Genomic DNA, 14,409 nt, shown 5'->3' with positions numbered 1-14,409 from the left:
GAGACCCTGCCTTCGCGGGTCCGACGGAGACAACCCCATGCTTCCACAACTCTTGCGCCATCGCTGGATGGACGAAGAAATCGACGCCTTTCGCGAGCAGGCGCGCCGCTACATCGCGGCCGAGCTTTCGCCGCACCTGGACGGCTGGCGCCGCCAGGGTTTCATTCCGCGCGAGGTCTGGCGTCCGTTCGGCGAAATGGGCTTCCTGCTGCCCGAAGTCGACGAGGCCTATGGCGGCGCAGGCGCCTCGCCGGCCTACCAGATGGTGGTGCAGGACGAACTGGCCAAGGCCGAGTTTCCCGCCAACACCGGCGTGCACAACCTCGCCGCGCACTACATCCTCGACTACGGCACCGAGGCGCAAAAGATGCGCTGGCTTCCGAAGCTGGCCAGCGGCGAGATGCTGGCCGGCATCGCGCTCACCGAGCCCGGCTGCGGATCGGACCTGAAGGCGCTGCGCACCCGTGCCCGGCGCGACGGCGACCACTATGTGATCGATGGCGCCAAGACCTTCATCACCAACGGCTTCACGGGCAACCTGCTCGTGGTGGCGGTGCGCACCGGCGAGGCGGGCAGCCGCGGCGTGTCGCTGGTCGTGCTCGAGACCGACAACCTGCCGGGCTTTCGCGTCGGCCGGCGGCTCGAAAAACTGGGCCAGCACGCATCGGACACGGCCGAGATCTTCTTCGACGGCGTGCGCGTTCCGGCCGACCACCTGCTCGGCGGCAAGGAGGGCGACGGCTTCATCCAGCTCATGAGCCAGCTGTCGTATGAACGCCTGTTCCTGTGCGTGCCGGCCGCCGCGGTGATCGAGCGTGCGGTGGAGCTGACGGTGCAATACACGCAGCAGCGCAAGGCCTTCGGGCAGACGGTGTTCGACTTTCAGAACACGCGCTTCAAGCTCGCCGAGTGCGCCACCATCGCGCACGTGGTGCGCACCTTCGTCAACGACTGCATCCAGCGCATGGTCGACGGCACGCTCGACCAGGAAGCCGCCTACATAGCCAAGCTCTGGTGCACCGAGCAACAGGGCAAGGTGACCGACGAGTGCCTGCAGCTCTTTGGCGGCTACGGCTACATGGTCGAGTACCCGATCGCGCGGATGTATGCCGATGCGCGCGTGCAGCGCATCTACGGCGGCACCAGCGAGATCATGAAGGACCTGATCGCGCGAAAGCTCGTGGGGTGACACCGGGCCGACACGGGCGGCAGACGCGCGATCTAAGATCGCGCCCATCCTGCTCCATGCCCAAGGCCCGCGAATGCGCATTGCCATCGTCTCCGATATCCACGGAAACCTCCCCGCGCTCGAAGCCGTGGTCGAGGACATCGCCCGCCGCGGCGCGGATGCCATCGTCAACCTGGGCGACAGCCTCTCCGGCCCGTTGATGCCGCTGGAGACCGCGCAATTCCTGATGGCGCAGGACTGGGTTCAGCTGGCCGGAAACCATGAACGCCAGCTTCTCTCCTTGCCGGCCGGAGGGCGCGGCCCGTCCGACGCGTTCGCGCATGCGCGGCTCGGTGCAAAGGAATTCGAATGGATGGCGTCGCTGGTGCCGCACCTTCGCTTCAGCCCTGAGGTTGTGCTCTGCCATGGCACGCCCGCCAGCGATCTCGAATACTTTCTGGAGACCGTGGAGCCCGCGAATTTTCGCGCGGCCACGCTGCCGGAGATCGATGCGCGCCTCGGCCACGTCGAGGCCGAACTGATCGCGTGCGGCCACACGCATGTGCCACGCGCGGTGCACGCTTCCAGCGGGCAATTGATCGTCAACCCGGGCAGCGTCGGCCTGCCGGCGTATGCCGACATCCATCCGCATCCGCATGCGGTCGAAACGGGTTCGCCGAATGCGCGCTATGCCATCGCCGAGCAGCGCGAGGGTGGCTGGACCGCCCGGCTGGTTTCAGTGCCCTACGACCACACGGCCATGTCGGCGCTGGCGCTGAAGCACGGACGGCCCGACTGGGCCCATGCTCTGGCGACCGGGCGCATGCCTTAGAGAACGATCTGCGCGCTGTCGACCGCGCGGATCGGCACGCCGAAGCTCGTGATGTCCGCCAGCGTCGCGTTGTGGTGCGCGCGGATGAAGGCGCCCTTGGCATGCGGCTTGTCGTGCGAGGTGTGGGCGTCGGCCGCCAGCACCACCTCGTAGCCCAGCGCGGCGGCGCGGCGCACCGTCGTGTCCACGCAGAACTCCGACGAATAGCCGCAGACCACCACGCGTTGCACACCCTGCCCCGACAGCCAGGCTTCGAGCGGCGTGCGCAGGAACGAATCGGGCGTGGTCTTGCGCAGGCGCGCGTCGGCTGGCGTCACCTGCAAGGCATCGGCCAGCTGCCAGCGCTCGGAATCGAATTCCAGGTCGATGGCGTTCTCGTGCTGGACGAAGGCCACAGGCACGCCGGCGGCGCGGGCGCGTGCCGTGAGCGCGTTGATGCGCCCGATGACCACTTCGGATTCGTACGGCCGGGGCGGATCGTCGCAAAGGCCGCGCTGCATGTCGATGACGAGGATGGCAGTTTTCATGGCAATGAAGGGCTGTAGCCGTGGATCGCCGGAGTATGCCGCCGGCCCGCGGATTGCCCCCGCGCGCCGAATGTTTCTGTCGCTGAAACCATTGAAAGGCCGACTCCCGCTAGTCTCGCGCCTCAAGACCAACACACATCAAGAAGGCTTTCTCATGGCTGACGACTCGGGTTCGCAAGGCGCTTATCTCCCCCGACTGCTGCGCCGCAGTGCGGTGCTTGCCGCGGCGGGTTGCGCCTTCGTGGCCGGCTGCAGCAGCGCCGGCGGCGGGGAAACGCCCTATGACAAATCGCCGCAGTTCAAGGGCGGCGTGTTCCAGAACATGCCCAACCCCGAGCTGCTGCCCGCCGCCAGCACCTGGCGCATCTGGTCGCGCTTCATCGTCGGCAGCAAGGTCGACACCGTGCCCGTCGACCCGATTCCGGTGCGCGCGCTGACGCCCCAGTCGCTCGACGCGCTCGCGGCCGACGCCAACCATGTGGTGCGCCTGGGCCACTCGTCGCACCTGCTGAAGCTCAAGGGCAAGTACTGGCTCATCGACCCCGTGTTCAGCGAGCGCGTCTCGCCCTTCACGTGGGTCGGGCCGAAGCGCTTTCACAAGCCGCCGATCCAGCTGGAGCAGCTGCCGCCGATCGAGGCCGTGATTCTTTCGCACGACCACTACGACCACCTGGACGTCGCCACCATCGAGTACCTCGCCACACGCGTGCAGCGCTACTTCGTGCCGCTGGGCATACGCGCCCGGCTCGTCGAGATGGGCGTGCCCGCCGAGCGCGTGACCGAGCTCGACTGGTGGCAAGGCGGCGAGCATGCGGGCGTGAAGCTCACGGCCACGCCCGCGCAGCACTTCTCAGGCCGCGCCGTCACACTGACCGACCGCGACCGCACGCTGTGGGCCTCGTGGGTGGTGCAAAGCGGCGATCAGCGCATCTTCTACAGCGGCGACTCGGGCTACTTTCCGGGCTTCAAGCAGATCGGCGAACGCTTCGGCGGCTTCGACCTCGCGCTGATGGAAAACGGCGCCTACGACGCCTACTGGCCCGGCGTGCACATGACACCCGAGCAGAGCGTGCAGGCCTTCGAAGACCTGCGCGGCAAGGCGCTCTATTCAGTGCACAACAGCACCTTCGACCTGGCCTTCCACACCTGGCACGACCCGCTGGACCGCATCGCCGACCTGGCGCAGGCGAAGAAGATCGACCTGGCGACGCCGGTGATCGGCGAAGTGCTGACGGTGGGCCAGGCTCGCACCAACGTGCGTTGGTGGGCCGGCCTGAAGTGAGCGCGCCATCCTCCACGCGCCGGTGAATATTTCGATTGTTTCTCGCCACTTTTAAAAGGTTTACGGACGGTTAACTGACCATCGGTTCAATCGCTTCACCGCCGCGACGACTCCCTCGAAGGAGGCGCCGGCGGGGAAGCCAGATCGTCTGCAAGGCAGCAGCCACAGGGAGCACGACGACAACAGGAACCGGTGCGACATGAGGCCCCGTCACCGAGGCAGAGGCAACCACCCTTCGGGGGCGCTTGGACCGCTGGTTCGAGTGCTTTCGAAGGGTGCGCGCGCACCACGGCGCATGCTTTGCGGCATGAACCACCACGAATGCCGGCAGCGCCCCGCAGACCACCTGCGCGAGGGGTGTCAGGACGCATCGAACCTGTCATCATCGAATTCCGCTCACTGCTTCCGCTCTCGACGATGCCCCTTGCGTCCCTGCTCACGAAACGACGCCCGCGCATCTGGCTGCTGGCCGTCGTTCTCGGCATGGGCCTCGCCGGCAACACGCTCGCGACGCACGGCAACCCGCAAGGCAAAGGCCCACGTGTCGGCGTGCTCGTCAGCGATCTGCGCAACCCCTTCTTCGCCTACATCGCCCGCGCGGTGGAGTCGACCCTGAACCAGGAAGGACGCGGCGCCGCGCAGATCACGGTCGTGTCGAGCGGGTTCGATCCGCAGCGCCAGGACGAGCAGTTCAAGGAAATGATCCGCCAGCGCGTGCAGCTCGTGATCGTGACGCCCGTCGATTCGACCAGCCTCCACGTCCGCGTCGCGGAGGCGCGCGCGGCCGGCATCAAGGTCGTGGCGGTCGATGCGCTCGTGCAGGGCGCCGATGCGGCCGTGGTGACCGACAGCCGCGCGGCGGGCAAGCTGGCCTGTGAACATCTGGTGCGCACGCTCGGCGGCAAAGGCGAAGTGGGCATCATCGACGGCCCTCCGAACACAGCCGCAGTCGGCCGCGTCAAGGGTTGCCGCGAGGCGTTGGGCGCCGCGCCCGGCGTGCGCGTCGTGCCGATCGCGCTCGGCGGCGGCGCCACCAAGGACGGCGGCGTCGAGCAGATGACGCGACTGCTCGCGCACCATCCGAAGCTGTCGGGCGTGTTTGCGATCAACGACCTGTGCGGCATCGGCGCGGAAATGGCGGCCCGGGTCGCAGGGCGGCGCGACCTCGTCATCACCGCGATGGACGGCTCACCGGAGGTGGTGCAACGCCTGCAAGACCCGGCCACATTGATCGCCGGCAGCGCGACGCAGTCGCCCACGTTGATGGGCCAACAGGCGGCCGAGATCGGGTTGAAGCTCCTGGCGGGCCAGACACCGCCGCAACGCGTGCTGCTGTTGCCCTCGAAGCTCGTGACGCGCGAGAACGTCGGCGGCTACGAGGGCTGGTGAGCCCTCCCGCCGACCGACTTACTTGCCTTCCTGCTCGCGCCGCTCGCGCGCGCGCCGCACCTGGCGCGTCTCGTTGGCCTGCGCGATGGCGCGGTCTTTCGCGCGCCGCTTGCCCTGCCGCTTCTCGCGCATGCGGCGCCCCAGGATGTAGCTGCCGAAGCCCGTGACCACGGCGAGGATCACGCCGAGGATGCTGATGTCGATGCCGCCCAGCATCAGAGCACCCGCAGCACGCTCGCCGGCGTGAACCCGAGGTCGGCCACCTTGCCCTTGCGCCCGCGGGTCCCCATCGCGTTGTTGAGCGAGCGGATCTCGAGCGTTTCTTCGCGCTCCTTGCCGCCGCGGGCGACGCCTTCGATCCGCACGCTGCGCGTGTAGGCCACCGCACCGGCCAGCGTGTCCTTGGCCTCCAGGTCGATCAGCGTCAGGCCGCGGCCGCCCTTGGGCAGGCTTTTGAGCTCGGTGATGTCGAAGGTCAGGATGCGCTTGCCGCTCGAGGCGCAGGCCACGTGCGTGGCGGCCGGCATCGGCTCGGCGCCGCTCGCGCCGCCCACCAGCGACGGACGGCACAGCTGCTCGCCCTCGCCCACGTCGATGAAGGCCTTGCCGCCGCGCTGGCGCGACATCATGTTCTCGACGGTGGCCATGAAGCCGTAGCCGCCCGTGTTGGCGAGCAGCACGCAGGCGCCCACCGGGCCCGCGAAGAAGTGCGTGACGTGCGTGCCGGCATCGAGCTCGATGAGCGTGGTGACGGGCTGGCCGTCGCCGCGCGCGCCGGGCAGCGAGGCCACAGGCACGGTGTACACGCGCACGCTCTTGTCCTTCGCGCTGCCGAAGACCAGCAGCGTGTCGACGCTGCGGCATTCGAAGGCGCCGTAGAGCGTGTCGCCCGACTTGAAGCTGTACTCGGGCGCGGTGCCGCCGTTGCCTGCAGCCTTTTCACTCGCCCAGCCCTTCTGCGCGCGGACCCAGCCCTTCTGCGACACGATCACGGTGACGGGCTCGTCGACCACCTTCACCTCGGCCACGGCGCGCTTCTCGGCCTGGATGAGCGTGCGGCGCGGGTCTTCGAAGGTCTTGGCGTCGGCCTCGATTTCCTTGATCAGCAGGCGGCGCAGCGTGGCCGGGCTGGAGAGGATGTCTTCGAGCTTCTTCTGCTCGTCGCGCAGGCCGGCAAGCTCCTGTTCGATCTTGATGGCTTCGAGCCGCGCAAGTTGGCGCAGCCGGATTTCAAGAATGTCCTCGGCCTGCCGGTCGCTGAGGTTGAAGCGCGCAATGAGCGCCGCCTTCGGGTCTTCCGCCGCGCGGATGATGGCAATGACTTCGTCGATGTTCAGCAGCACCAGCTGCCGGCCTTCGAGGATGTGGATGCGGTCCAGCACCTTGTTCAGGCGATGGCGCGAGCGCTTCTCGACGGTGATCTCGCGGAACGCGATCCACTCGTTGAGCATCTGGCGCAGCGACTTCTGCGTGGGCTTGCCGTCGATGCCGACCATCGTGAGGTTGATCGACGACGAGGTTTCGAGCGAGGTCTGCGCGAGCAGCGTGGTCGCGAACTCGTCCTGGCTGATGCGCGAGGTCTTGGGCTCGAACACCAGGCGCACGGCGGCGTCCTTGCTCGACTCGTCGCGCACCACGTCGAGCATCGACAGCATTGCGGCCTTCAGCTGGGTCTGGTCGGCGCTCAGCGCCTTCTTGCCGGCCTTGACCTTCGGGTTGGTGATTTCCTCGATCTCTTCGAGCACCTTCTGCGTGCTGACGCCGGGCGGCAGTTCGTTGACCACGAGCTGCCACTGGCCGCGCGCGAGGTCTTCGATCGTCCAGCGCGCGCGCACCTTGAGCGAGCCGCGGCCGGTGCGGTAGGCGTCGGCGATGTCGCTGGCGCCGCTGATGATCTGCGCGCCGCCCGGGTAGTCGGGACCGGGCACGATCGCCAGCAGTTCTTCTTCACTGAGCTTGCCGTTCGACTTGATCAGCGCCACGCAGGCGTCGGCAATTTCGCGCAGGTTGTGGCTCGGGATTTCGGTGGCCAGGCCCACGGCGATGCCGCTGGCGCCATTGAGCAACGTGAACGGCAGCCGTGCGGGCAGCAGGCGCGGCTCTTCGGTGCTGCCGTCGTAGTTGGGAATGAAGTCGACCGTGCCTTCGTCGATCTCGTCGAGCAGCAGGCTGGTGATGCGTGCCAGGCGCGCTTCGGTGTAGCGCATGGCCGCGGCGCCGTCGCCGTCGCGGCTGCCGAAGTTGCCCTGGCCGTCGACCAGCGGATAGCGCTGCGAAAAATCTTGCGCCATGCGCACCAGCGCGTCGTACGCGGCCTGGTCGCTGTGCGGGTGGAAGCGGCCGAGCACGTCACCGACGACGCGCGCGCTCTTCACGGGCTTGGCGCCCACGGTGCCGTTGGTGCCGCCGAAGCCCAGGCCCATGCGCGACATCGAATACAGGATGCGCCGCTGCACCGGCTTCTGGCCGTCGGACACATCGGGCAGCGCGCGGCCCTTGACCACGCTCAGGGCGTATTCGAGGTAAGCGGTCTGCGCGTAGTCGGCCAGCGTGAGGGTGGTGTCGCCGTCGGTGGGGCCTGCAAGGTCGAGCGGGGGTTGAGAGTCGTCCATGAAGAAGAGAGAAAGAAAACAGTTGCGTGGGGCTGCGTGCGTTGTGCGCTCAGCCCAAAGTGAAAGGGGGGTGCATCGCGGTCTTCGGCGTCACGACAACGGAGACGGCGGCGAAGCATCGCCTGGCTCGGCCGCACTGGTCGGCACGTCGGACAGCTCGGGAACCTCGGGCATGGTCGGCACGTTGCGCGGCGACTCGGACGGCATGTTGCCGCGGCCGATCGCGCCGCCCTTGGGCACCGACATCTCCATGCGGATGCGCCCCGGCGTCTTGCCGCCACCGCTGCTGCCCGTGCCGCTGCGCAGGTTGCCGCCCACGGTCACGGCCGAGGGTTTCAGGTACGCGTACAGCTGCAGCACGGTCTGCACGTAGTTCTGCGTTTCCTTGTAGTTCGGGATCTTGTTGCCCGCGCGCTGCACCGCGCCCTCGCCCGCGTTGTAGGCGGCCAGGGCGAGCTCGATCTGGCCTGGGAACATGGCGATCAGGTCGCGCAGGTAGCGCGAGCCGGCGGCGATGTTGATGTGCGGGTCGAACAGCTTTTTCTCGATCGTGCCGCGCTTGTCCGTCGCCACGCCGTAGCGCTGTGCGGTGGCGGGCATGAGCTGCATGAGCCCCATCGCGCCCTTGGGCGAGACGGCCCTGGCGTCGAAGCCCGATTCGGTGGCGACCAGCGCCTGCAGCAGTTCGTAGTCGATGGCGTGCTTGCTCGACGCATCGCGCAGCGCCGACTTGGCGGTCTTGTAGCCGGGCGAGGCCTCGAACATGGCGAGCAGGTTCTGCGAAGCCGACGACACCTTGCCGTCGAGCCGGCGGTTGATGCTGCTGCGGCCCAGCGGCGACAGGCCCTTGGCGGTGTCGAAGCTCTGGCCGCCGTGAAAGAAGATCTTGTAGCGCTCGTCGACCTTCTCGGCCGCGAAGTGCGCCACGCCGTTGCTGTCGATGTAGCCGTAGATGTCGGCGGCGTGCGCGAGCCCCTGCTGCGTGCACAACAGAAAGGCCAACCACAGCGAACGCTTGAGAACCGACATGCGTGTGAGAAAGAAGAAAGAAAGGAAAGATCAGACGTCGATGTCGACGTCGTCTGCGCGCAATTCCATGAGCTCGCGCCGCGCCGCCGCTTCGCCCTTGCCCATCAGCTTGGTGATCTCGCCCTGGGTGGACGAAAAGTCGAACCGGCCCAATTGGACCTTCATCAGGCGCCGGGTGTCCGGATTGAGCGTGGTTTCCCACAATTGTTCCGCGTTCATTTCGCCCAGGCCCTTGAAGCGACTGATGTTCCAGGCGCCTTCGCGCACGCCATCCTTGCGCAATTTGTCGAGCGTGGCGGTGAGTTCGCCTTCGTCGAGCGCGTAGACCTTGGAGGCCGGCTTCTTGCCGCGCGCGGGCGCATCGACCCGGAACAACGGCGGCTTTGCGACATACACGTGGCCGGCTTCGATGAGCTTGGGAAAGTGCCGGAAGAACAGCGTGAGCAGCAGCACCTGGATGTGCGAGCCGTCCACGTCGGCATCCGACAGGATGCAGATCTTGCCGTAGCGCAGGCCGCTCATGTCGGGCGAATCGGTCGGGCCGTGCGGATCGACGCCCACGGCCACCGAGATGTCGTGGATTTCGGTGTTGGCGAACAGGCGGTCGCGCTCGACTTCCCAGGTGTTGAGCACCTTGCCGCGCAGCGGCAGGATGGCCTGGCTTTCCTTGTCGCGGCCCATCTTGGCGCTGCCGCCAGCGGAGTCGCCCTCGACCAGGAACACTTCGTTGTGGCTGATGTCCTTGCTCTCGCAATCGGTCAGCTTGCCGGGCAGCACGGCCACGCCGGAGCCCTTGCGCTTCTCGACCTTCTGGCCGGCGCGCTGGCGCGTCTGCGCGGCCTTGATGGCCAGCTCGGCGAGCTTCTTGCCGTAGTCGACGTGCTGGTTGAGCCACAGCTCGAGCGTGGGGCGCACGAAGCTGGACACCAGGCGCACCGCGTCGCGCGAATTCAGGCGTTCCTTGATCTGGCCCTGGAACTGCGGGTCGAGCACCTTGGCGCTGAGCACGTACGAGGCGCGCGCAAACACGTCTTCGGGCAGCAGCTTCACGCCCTTGGGCAACAGCGAGTGCAGCTCGATGAAGCTCTTCACCGCGGTGAACAGGCCGTCGCGCAGGCCGCTTTCGTGCGTGCCGCCGGCGCTGGTGGGAATCAGGTTGACGTAGCTCTCGCGCACCGGCTGGCCGTCTTCGGTGAAGGCCACGCACCAGTCGGCGCCCTCGCCTTCGGCGAAGTTGTCGGCGTTCTTGTCGGCATGGCCGCTGCCTTCGAACAGCGGGATCACCGGGTCGCCGTTGAGCGTCTGCATCAGGTAGTCGCTCAGGCCGCCCTTGTAGAGCCACTGCTGGCTTTCCCCGGTCTTTTCGACCGTCAGCGTGACGCTCACGCCCGGCATCAGCACGGCCTTGCTGCGCAGCAGGTGGGTGAGTTCGCCCATGGGCAGCGCGGCGGTCTCGAAGTACTTGGCGTCAGGCCAGGCGCGCACGGTGGTGCCCTGCTTGCGCTCGCCCGCTTCGAGCTTGCGGATTTCGAGCGCCTCGATCACGTCGCCGGCGCTGAAGGCCAGCTTGGCGATCGAGCCTTCGCGGTGCGAGGTCACTTCGAGACGTTTCGACAGCGCATTGGTCACCGACACGCCCACGCCGTGCAGGCCGCCCGAGAAGCTGTAGGCGCCGCCCGAGCCCTTGTCGAACTTGCCGCCGGCGTGCAGCCGGGTGAACACCAGCTCGACCACGGGTGCCTTCTCTTCGGGGTGCATGCCGAAGGGAATGCCGCGACCGTCGTCATCGATGCTGACCGAGCCGTCGGTGTGCAGCGTGACCTTGATCTTCTTGCCGTAGCCCGCCAGCGCTTCGTCGGCGGCGTTGTCGAGCACTTCCTGAATGATGTGCAGGGGGTTGTCGGTCCGGGTGTACATGCCCGGGCGCTGCTTCACGGGCTCGAGGCCCTTGAGCACGCGGATGGAGCCTTCCGAATAGCCGGAAGCGGAATCTGAAGATGTCTTGGGGGAAGTCGCCATGGGGGCGGATTGTAGTCAGTTGGGTTGAAATGACTGGATACCCATACAGGCACCGGCTTCGGTCTTTTCGCACATCAGGCGCTGATTTCTACGGACGGGCCGAACATCCGCGCGCCCAGGAAGTCGATGAACGCCCGCAGCTTGGGCGACGGATGGCGCCCCGAAGGCCAGAGCACGCGGAACGCGATGGTACGGGGCCGCAGCAGATGGTCGGTCAGCACGGGTTGCAGCGTGCCCTCGGCCAGCGCGGCACGCACGCTGAAGTCGGGCAGGCAGGCGATGCCGCGCCCGCGCAGGGCGAAGCACAGGCGGGTCTCGATGTTGTTGCAGATCATCGAGACCGGCGGGCGCACCTCGCTGCCGTCGGGCGCGGGTGCGAGCGGCCAGACCTCCACCTTGCCGGTCGCCGGGTAGCGGTAGTGCAGGCAGGCATGCCGGGCCAGGTCGTCCGGCGAGGCGGGCGTGCCGTGGCGCGCCAGGTAACCGGGCGAGGCCACGAGCAGCTGCGAGAACTCGCCGAGCTGGCGCGACGACAGCCGTGAATCCGCCGGCTCGCCGGTGCGCACCACGGCGTCGAAGCCTTCCTCGATGACGTCCACGAGCCGGTCGCTGAAGTCGAGGTCGAGCTCGATCGCCGGGTAGGCGGCCATGAAGTCGGCCAGCACCGGCAGCACCAGCGAGCTGACCAGCGGCAGGCTCACGCGCAGCCGCCCGCGCGGCGCCTCGGCGGCGTGCGACAGCTCCTGCTCGGCAGCCTCGATCTCGGCCAGCACGCGGCGGCTGCGCGCCAGGAACAGCGCGCCCTCGGCGGTGAGCGTGATGCTGCGCGTGCTGCGGTGGAACAGGCGCACAGCCAGCCGCTCTTCGAGCCGTGCCACGCGCTTGCCCACGGCCGAGGCCGACACGCCGAGCGCGCGCCCAGCCGCCACGAAGCTGCGGGTTTCGGCGACCTGAACGAAGACGGCAAAGCCGCTGAGGCTGTCCATGGGGAATCTCCATTGCGGACTTCGGCGTCCGCATTGAGTGGAACTGTAGCCGTCTTTATCCGAAGTCGGCTTCTTCCTATCGTTGGCCGCATGACCTTTCTCCCCGACATTTCCCCCACTTTTGCCCCGGCCTGGCCGGGCCCGGACCCGTCGCGCATCGACGCCGCCATCGACCGCGCGCTTGCCGAACAGCGTCTGGTCGGCGCCGTGGTGCTGGTGCGCCACGGCGGGCGCCTCGTCCATCGGCGCGCCGCCGGACTGGCCGACCGCGAGGCCGGCCGGCCGATGCATGAGGACGCGCTGTTCCGGCTGGCCTCGGTGTCCAAGCCGATCGTCTCGACCGCCGCGATGGTGCTCGTGGACCAGGGCCGCCTGGGCCTGGACGACCCGGTGACGCGCTGGCTGCCCGGCTTCCGCCCTCGCCTTCCCGATAGCGCTGATGAAGCCGTCATCACGCTGCGCCAGTTGCTCACCCACACGGCCGGGCTGGGCTACCGCTTCTTCGAAAGTTCGGACGACGGCCCGTACGCGCGCGCCGGCGTGTCGGACGGCATGGACCGCGACGATGGACTCACGCTGGCCGGCAACCTGCAGCGCCTGGCCGGCGTGCCGTTGCTGTACCCGCCCGGCACGGGCTGGCTCTATTCGCTGGCCATCGATGTGATCGGCGCGGTGGTCGAGGCGGCCAGCGGCCTGCCGCTGCCCGAGGCGGTGCGCACGCTGGTGACCGCGCCGCTGCAGATGCACGACACGGGCTTCGCCGCCGCCCCCGGCGACCCGCGGCTGGCCACGCCCTACGTGAACGGCCCCGGTGCCACGCCGCCGCAGCGCATGGACGGCCCCGTCGTCGCCACGCCGTTCGAAGGCGCGGTCGGCATCCGCTTCGATCCGGCACGCGCCTTCGACGCCAACGCCTGGCCCTCGGGCGGCGCCGGCATGGTCGGCAGCGCGGGCGACTTCCTGCGCCTGCTCGAAACACTGCGCACCGGCGGCGCCCCGCTGCTGCACGCCGCCACCGTCGACGCGATGGGACGGAACCACACGGGCGACCGGGGGCCGGCGGATGCGCCGGGCTGGGGCTTCGGCCTGGGCTTCTCGGTGCTGCACGACCCGCAGCCCACGCAGACGCCCGAATCGCCCGGCACCTGGCGCTGGGGCGGCGCCTACGGCCACGCCTGGTTCGTGGACCGGGCGCGCGGGCTCAGCGTGGTGGCCTTCACGAACACGCTCTACGAAGGCATGTCGGGCCGCTTCGTCACCGAACTGAGGGACGCCGTCTATGCGTGACACGACCTCTGCTTCACCGCTGCCCTTGTCAGGCCTGCTGGCGCTGGCGGCCGGCGGCTTCATCACCATCCTTACCGAGGCGATGCCGGCCGGCCTGCTGCCGCAGATCGGCGCCGACCTGGGCGTTGCGCCCGCGCTGGTCGGCCAGCTCGTCACCGTGTACGCGCTGGGCTCGCTGGTCGCGGCCATTCCGCTGGTGGCCTTCACGCGCGGCTGGCGGCGCCGGCCGCTGCTGATGGGCGCGATCGGCGGCTTCGCGGTGGTCAACACGGTGACGGCGCTGTCGCACGACTACACGCTGACGCTGGTCGCGCGCTTCTTCGCCGGCGTGTTCGCGGGCCTGCTGTGGGCGCTGCTGGCCGGGCATGCCGCGCGCATGGTGGCGCCGTCGCAGCAGGGCCGCGCCATTGCGGTCGCGATGCTGGGCGCGCCGCTGGCGCTGTCGCTGGGCATTCCGGCGGGCACGCTGCTGGGCGCGAGCGTCGGCTGGCGGCCGGCCTTTCTGATCATGTCGGCGCTGTCGGTGCTGCTGCTCGGCTGGGTGCGCTGGCAGGTGCCCGACTTCCCGGGTCAGGCCGCCGGGCGCCAGCAAAGCGTGCGCCGCGTGTTCCTGCTGCCGGGCGTGCGGCCGGTGCTGGCCGTGATGTTCGCCTTCGTGCTCGCGCACAACATCCTCTACACCTACATCGCGCCCTTCCTCGCGCACGCCGGGCTCGGCACGCAGGTCGGACGGGTGCTGCTGGTCTTCGGTGCGGCCTCGCTGGGCGGCATCTGGCTCACGGGCGTGCTGATCGACCGCTGGCTGCGCGTGCTGGTGCTGGCCGGCACGGCGGCCTTCGCGCTGGCGGCGCTGATGCTCGCCGCGTCGGGTGGATCGGCGGCGGGCGTGTACCTCGCGGTCGCAGTCTGGGGCCTGGCCTTCGGCGGCGCGGCGACGCTGTTCCAGACCGCCTCGGCCCAGGCGGCCGGCGATGCGGCGGACGTGGCGCAGTCGATGGTGGTGACGACCTGGAACCTCGCCATCGCGGGCGGCGGGCTGGCGGGCGGCCTGCTGCTGCAGGGCGGGGGTGCGGGCAGCCTGCCCTGGGCGCTGCTTGCATTGCTGGTGCCGGGGCTGGTGCTGGCGTGGCGGGCCTGCGAGCACGGATTCCCGGGCGCGCGCGGCGCAGCAGCGGCGCCGGCGCGCTGACGACCGCCTGAAACCTGAAGGCAGGCCGCGCGCCTGCCTTCTTTCTTTGATGCGGTATGCGCATCGAAACCGCGCCCACAAATCATCAA

Annotated in this window: 12 protein-coding genes; 6 read left to right on the top strand and 6 right to left on the bottom strand. The window is 68.6% G+C overall.

Translation table 11 applies throughout. The annotated features are described in order from the left end of the window. The first annotated feature begins 37 nt into the window (after positions 1–37). Both IG196_RS10685 and IG196_RS10680 read left to right on the top strand, forming a co-directional pair. Positions 38–1,189: an acyl-CoA dehydrogenase family protein gene (locus tag IG196_RS10685; RefSeq protein WP_192196121.1), complete on the top strand. Its 1,152-nt coding sequence runs from the start codon at positions 38–40 to the stop codon at positions 1,187–1,189. Between the two features lie 73 nt (positions 1,190–1,262). Then, positions 1,263–2,000: a metallophosphoesterase family protein gene (locus IG196_RS10680; RefSeq protein ID WP_192196120.1), complete on the top strand. Its 738-nt coding sequence runs from the start codon at positions 1,263–1,265 to the stop codon at positions 1,998–2,000. Here IG196_RS10680 and IG196_RS10675 read toward each other — a convergent pair. Further along, positions 1,997–2,527 (bottom strand): cysteine hydrolase family protein, encoded by a 531-nt coding sequence (locus IG196_RS10675; RefSeq protein ID WP_192196118.1) that lies wholly within the window; start codon positions 2,525–2,527, stop codon positions 1,997–1,999. The genes IG196_RS10680 and IG196_RS10675 overlap by 4 nt on opposite strands. A 154-nt stretch (positions 2,528–2,681) precedes the next feature. Here IG196_RS10675 and IG196_RS10670 point away from each other — a divergent pair, with 154 nt between their 5' ends. Continuing rightward, positions 2,682–3,809, top strand: coding sequence for an MBL fold metallo-hydrolase (locus tag IG196_RS10670; protein ID WP_192196117.1), 1,128 nt, complete (start codon positions 2,682–2,684; stop codon positions 3,807–3,809). Between the two features lie 417 nt (positions 3,810–4,226). After that, positions 4,227–5,198: an ABC transporter substrate-binding protein gene (locus tag IG196_RS10665; RefSeq protein WP_192196115.1), complete on the top strand. Its 972-nt coding sequence runs from the start codon at positions 4,227–4,229 to the stop codon at positions 5,196–5,198. A gap of 18 nt (positions 5,199–5,216) precedes the next feature. On the opposite strand, the gene IG196_RS10660 is transcribed toward IG196_RS10665, so the two are convergent. From IG196_RS10660 to IG196_RS10640, 5 genes are all read right to left on the bottom strand, one after another. Continuing rightward, positions 5,217–5,414 carry a hypothetical protein gene (locus IG196_RS10660; RefSeq protein ID WP_225617000.1) on the bottom strand — a complete coding sequence of 66 codons (198 nt, stop codon included), beginning with the start codon at positions 5,412–5,414 and terminating at the stop codon, positions 5,217–5,219. Continuing rightward, a complete protein-coding gene (gene parC, locus IG196_RS10655; protein ID WP_192196113.1) occupies positions 5,414–7,810 on the bottom strand; it encodes a DNA topoisomerase IV subunit A in 2,397 nt (798 codons plus the stop codon). The genes IG196_RS10660 and parC overlap by 1 nt, the downstream gene beginning before the upstream one ends. Positions 7,811–7,900: 90 nt before the next feature. Then, on the bottom strand, positions 7,901–8,839 hold the full coding sequence (locus IG196_RS10650) for a lytic transglycosylase domain-containing protein (protein ID WP_192196111.1): 939 nt from the start codon (positions 8,837–8,839) through the stop codon (positions 7,901–7,903). 30 nt (positions 8,840–8,869) lie between these two features. Continuing rightward, positions 8,870–10,858, bottom strand: coding sequence for a DNA topoisomerase IV subunit B (locus IG196_RS10645; RefSeq protein ID WP_192196109.1), 1,989 nt, complete (start codon positions 10,856–10,858; stop codon positions 8,870–8,872). A gap of 74 nt (positions 10,859–10,932) precedes the next feature. Continuing rightward, positions 10,933–11,844: a LysR family transcriptional regulator gene (locus IG196_RS10640; RefSeq protein ID WP_192196107.1), complete on the bottom strand. Its 912-nt coding sequence runs from the start codon at positions 11,842–11,844 to the stop codon at positions 10,933–10,935. A 90-nt stretch (positions 11,845–11,934) separates the two neighbouring features. On the opposite strand from IG196_RS10640, the gene IG196_RS10635 reads away from it, so the two are divergent. Together IG196_RS10635 and IG196_RS10630 are read left to right on the top strand one after the other, a co-directional pair. Continuing rightward, positions 11,935–13,131: a serine hydrolase domain-containing protein gene (locus IG196_RS10635; RefSeq protein ID WP_192196106.1), complete on the top strand. Its 1,197-nt coding sequence runs from the start codon at positions 11,935–11,937 to the stop codon at positions 13,129–13,131. Then, positions 13,124–14,320: an MFS transporter gene (locus IG196_RS10630; protein WP_192196104.1), complete on the top strand. Its 1,197-nt coding sequence runs from the start codon at positions 13,124–13,126 to the stop codon at positions 14,318–14,320. The genes IG196_RS10635 and IG196_RS10630 overlap by 8 nt, the downstream gene beginning before the upstream one ends. The last annotated feature ends 89 nt before the right edge of the window (positions 14,321–14,409 follow it).

It is taken from the genome of Variovorax sp. 38R (assembly GCF_014843395.1).
Lineage (GTDB): Bacteria > Pseudomonadota > Gammaproteobacteria > Burkholderiales > Burkholderiaceae_C > Variovorax > Variovorax paradoxus_H.
The sequence above is the reverse complement of the archived record's forward strand: the minus strand, read 5'-3'. Positions and strand labels throughout refer to the sequence as shown.

Coding starts and splice junctions, on each gene's coding strand:
- IG196_RS10685 (WP_192196121.1), top strand. CDS start 38: ATGCTTCCACAACTCTTGCGCCATCGCTGGATGGACGAAGAAATCGAC.
- IG196_RS10680 (WP_192196120.1), top strand. CDS start 1,263: ATGCGCATTGCCATCGTCTCCGATATCCACGGAAACCTCCCCGCGCTC.
- IG196_RS10675 (WP_192196118.1), bottom strand. CDS start 2,527: ATGAAAACTGCCATCCTCGTCATCGACATGCAGCGCGGCCTTTGCGAC.
- IG196_RS10670 (WP_192196117.1), top strand. CDS start 2,682: ATGGCTGACGACTCGGGTTCGCAAGGCGCTTATCTCCCCCGACTGCTG.
- IG196_RS10665 (WP_192196115.1), top strand. CDS start 4,227: ATGCCCCTTGCGTCCCTGCTCACGAAACGACGCCCGCGCATCTGGCTG.
- IG196_RS10660 (WP_225617000.1), bottom strand. CDS start 5,414: ATGCTGGGCGGCATCGACATCAGCATCCTCGGCGTGATCCTCGCCGTG.
- parC (WP_192196113.1), bottom strand. CDS start 7,810: ATGGACGACTCTCAACCCCCGCTCGACCTTGCAGGCCCCACCGACGGC.
- IG196_RS10650 (WP_192196111.1), bottom strand. CDS start 8,839: ATGTCGGTTCTCAAGCGTTCGCTGTGGTTGGCCTTTCTGTTGTGCACG.
- IG196_RS10645 (WP_192196109.1), bottom strand. CDS start 10,858: ATGGCGACTTCCCCCAAGACATCTTCAGATTCCGCTTCCGGCTATTCG.
- IG196_RS10640 (WP_192196107.1), bottom strand. CDS start 11,844: ATGGACAGCCTCAGCGGCTTTGCCGTCTTCGTTCAGGTCGCCGAAACC.
- IG196_RS10635 (WP_192196106.1), top strand. CDS start 11,935: ATGACCTTTCTCCCCGACATTTCCCCCACTTTTGCCCCGGCCTGGCCG.
- IG196_RS10630 (WP_192196104.1), top strand. CDS start 13,124: ATGCGTGACACGACCTCTGCTTCACCGCTGCCCTTGTCAGGCCTGCTG.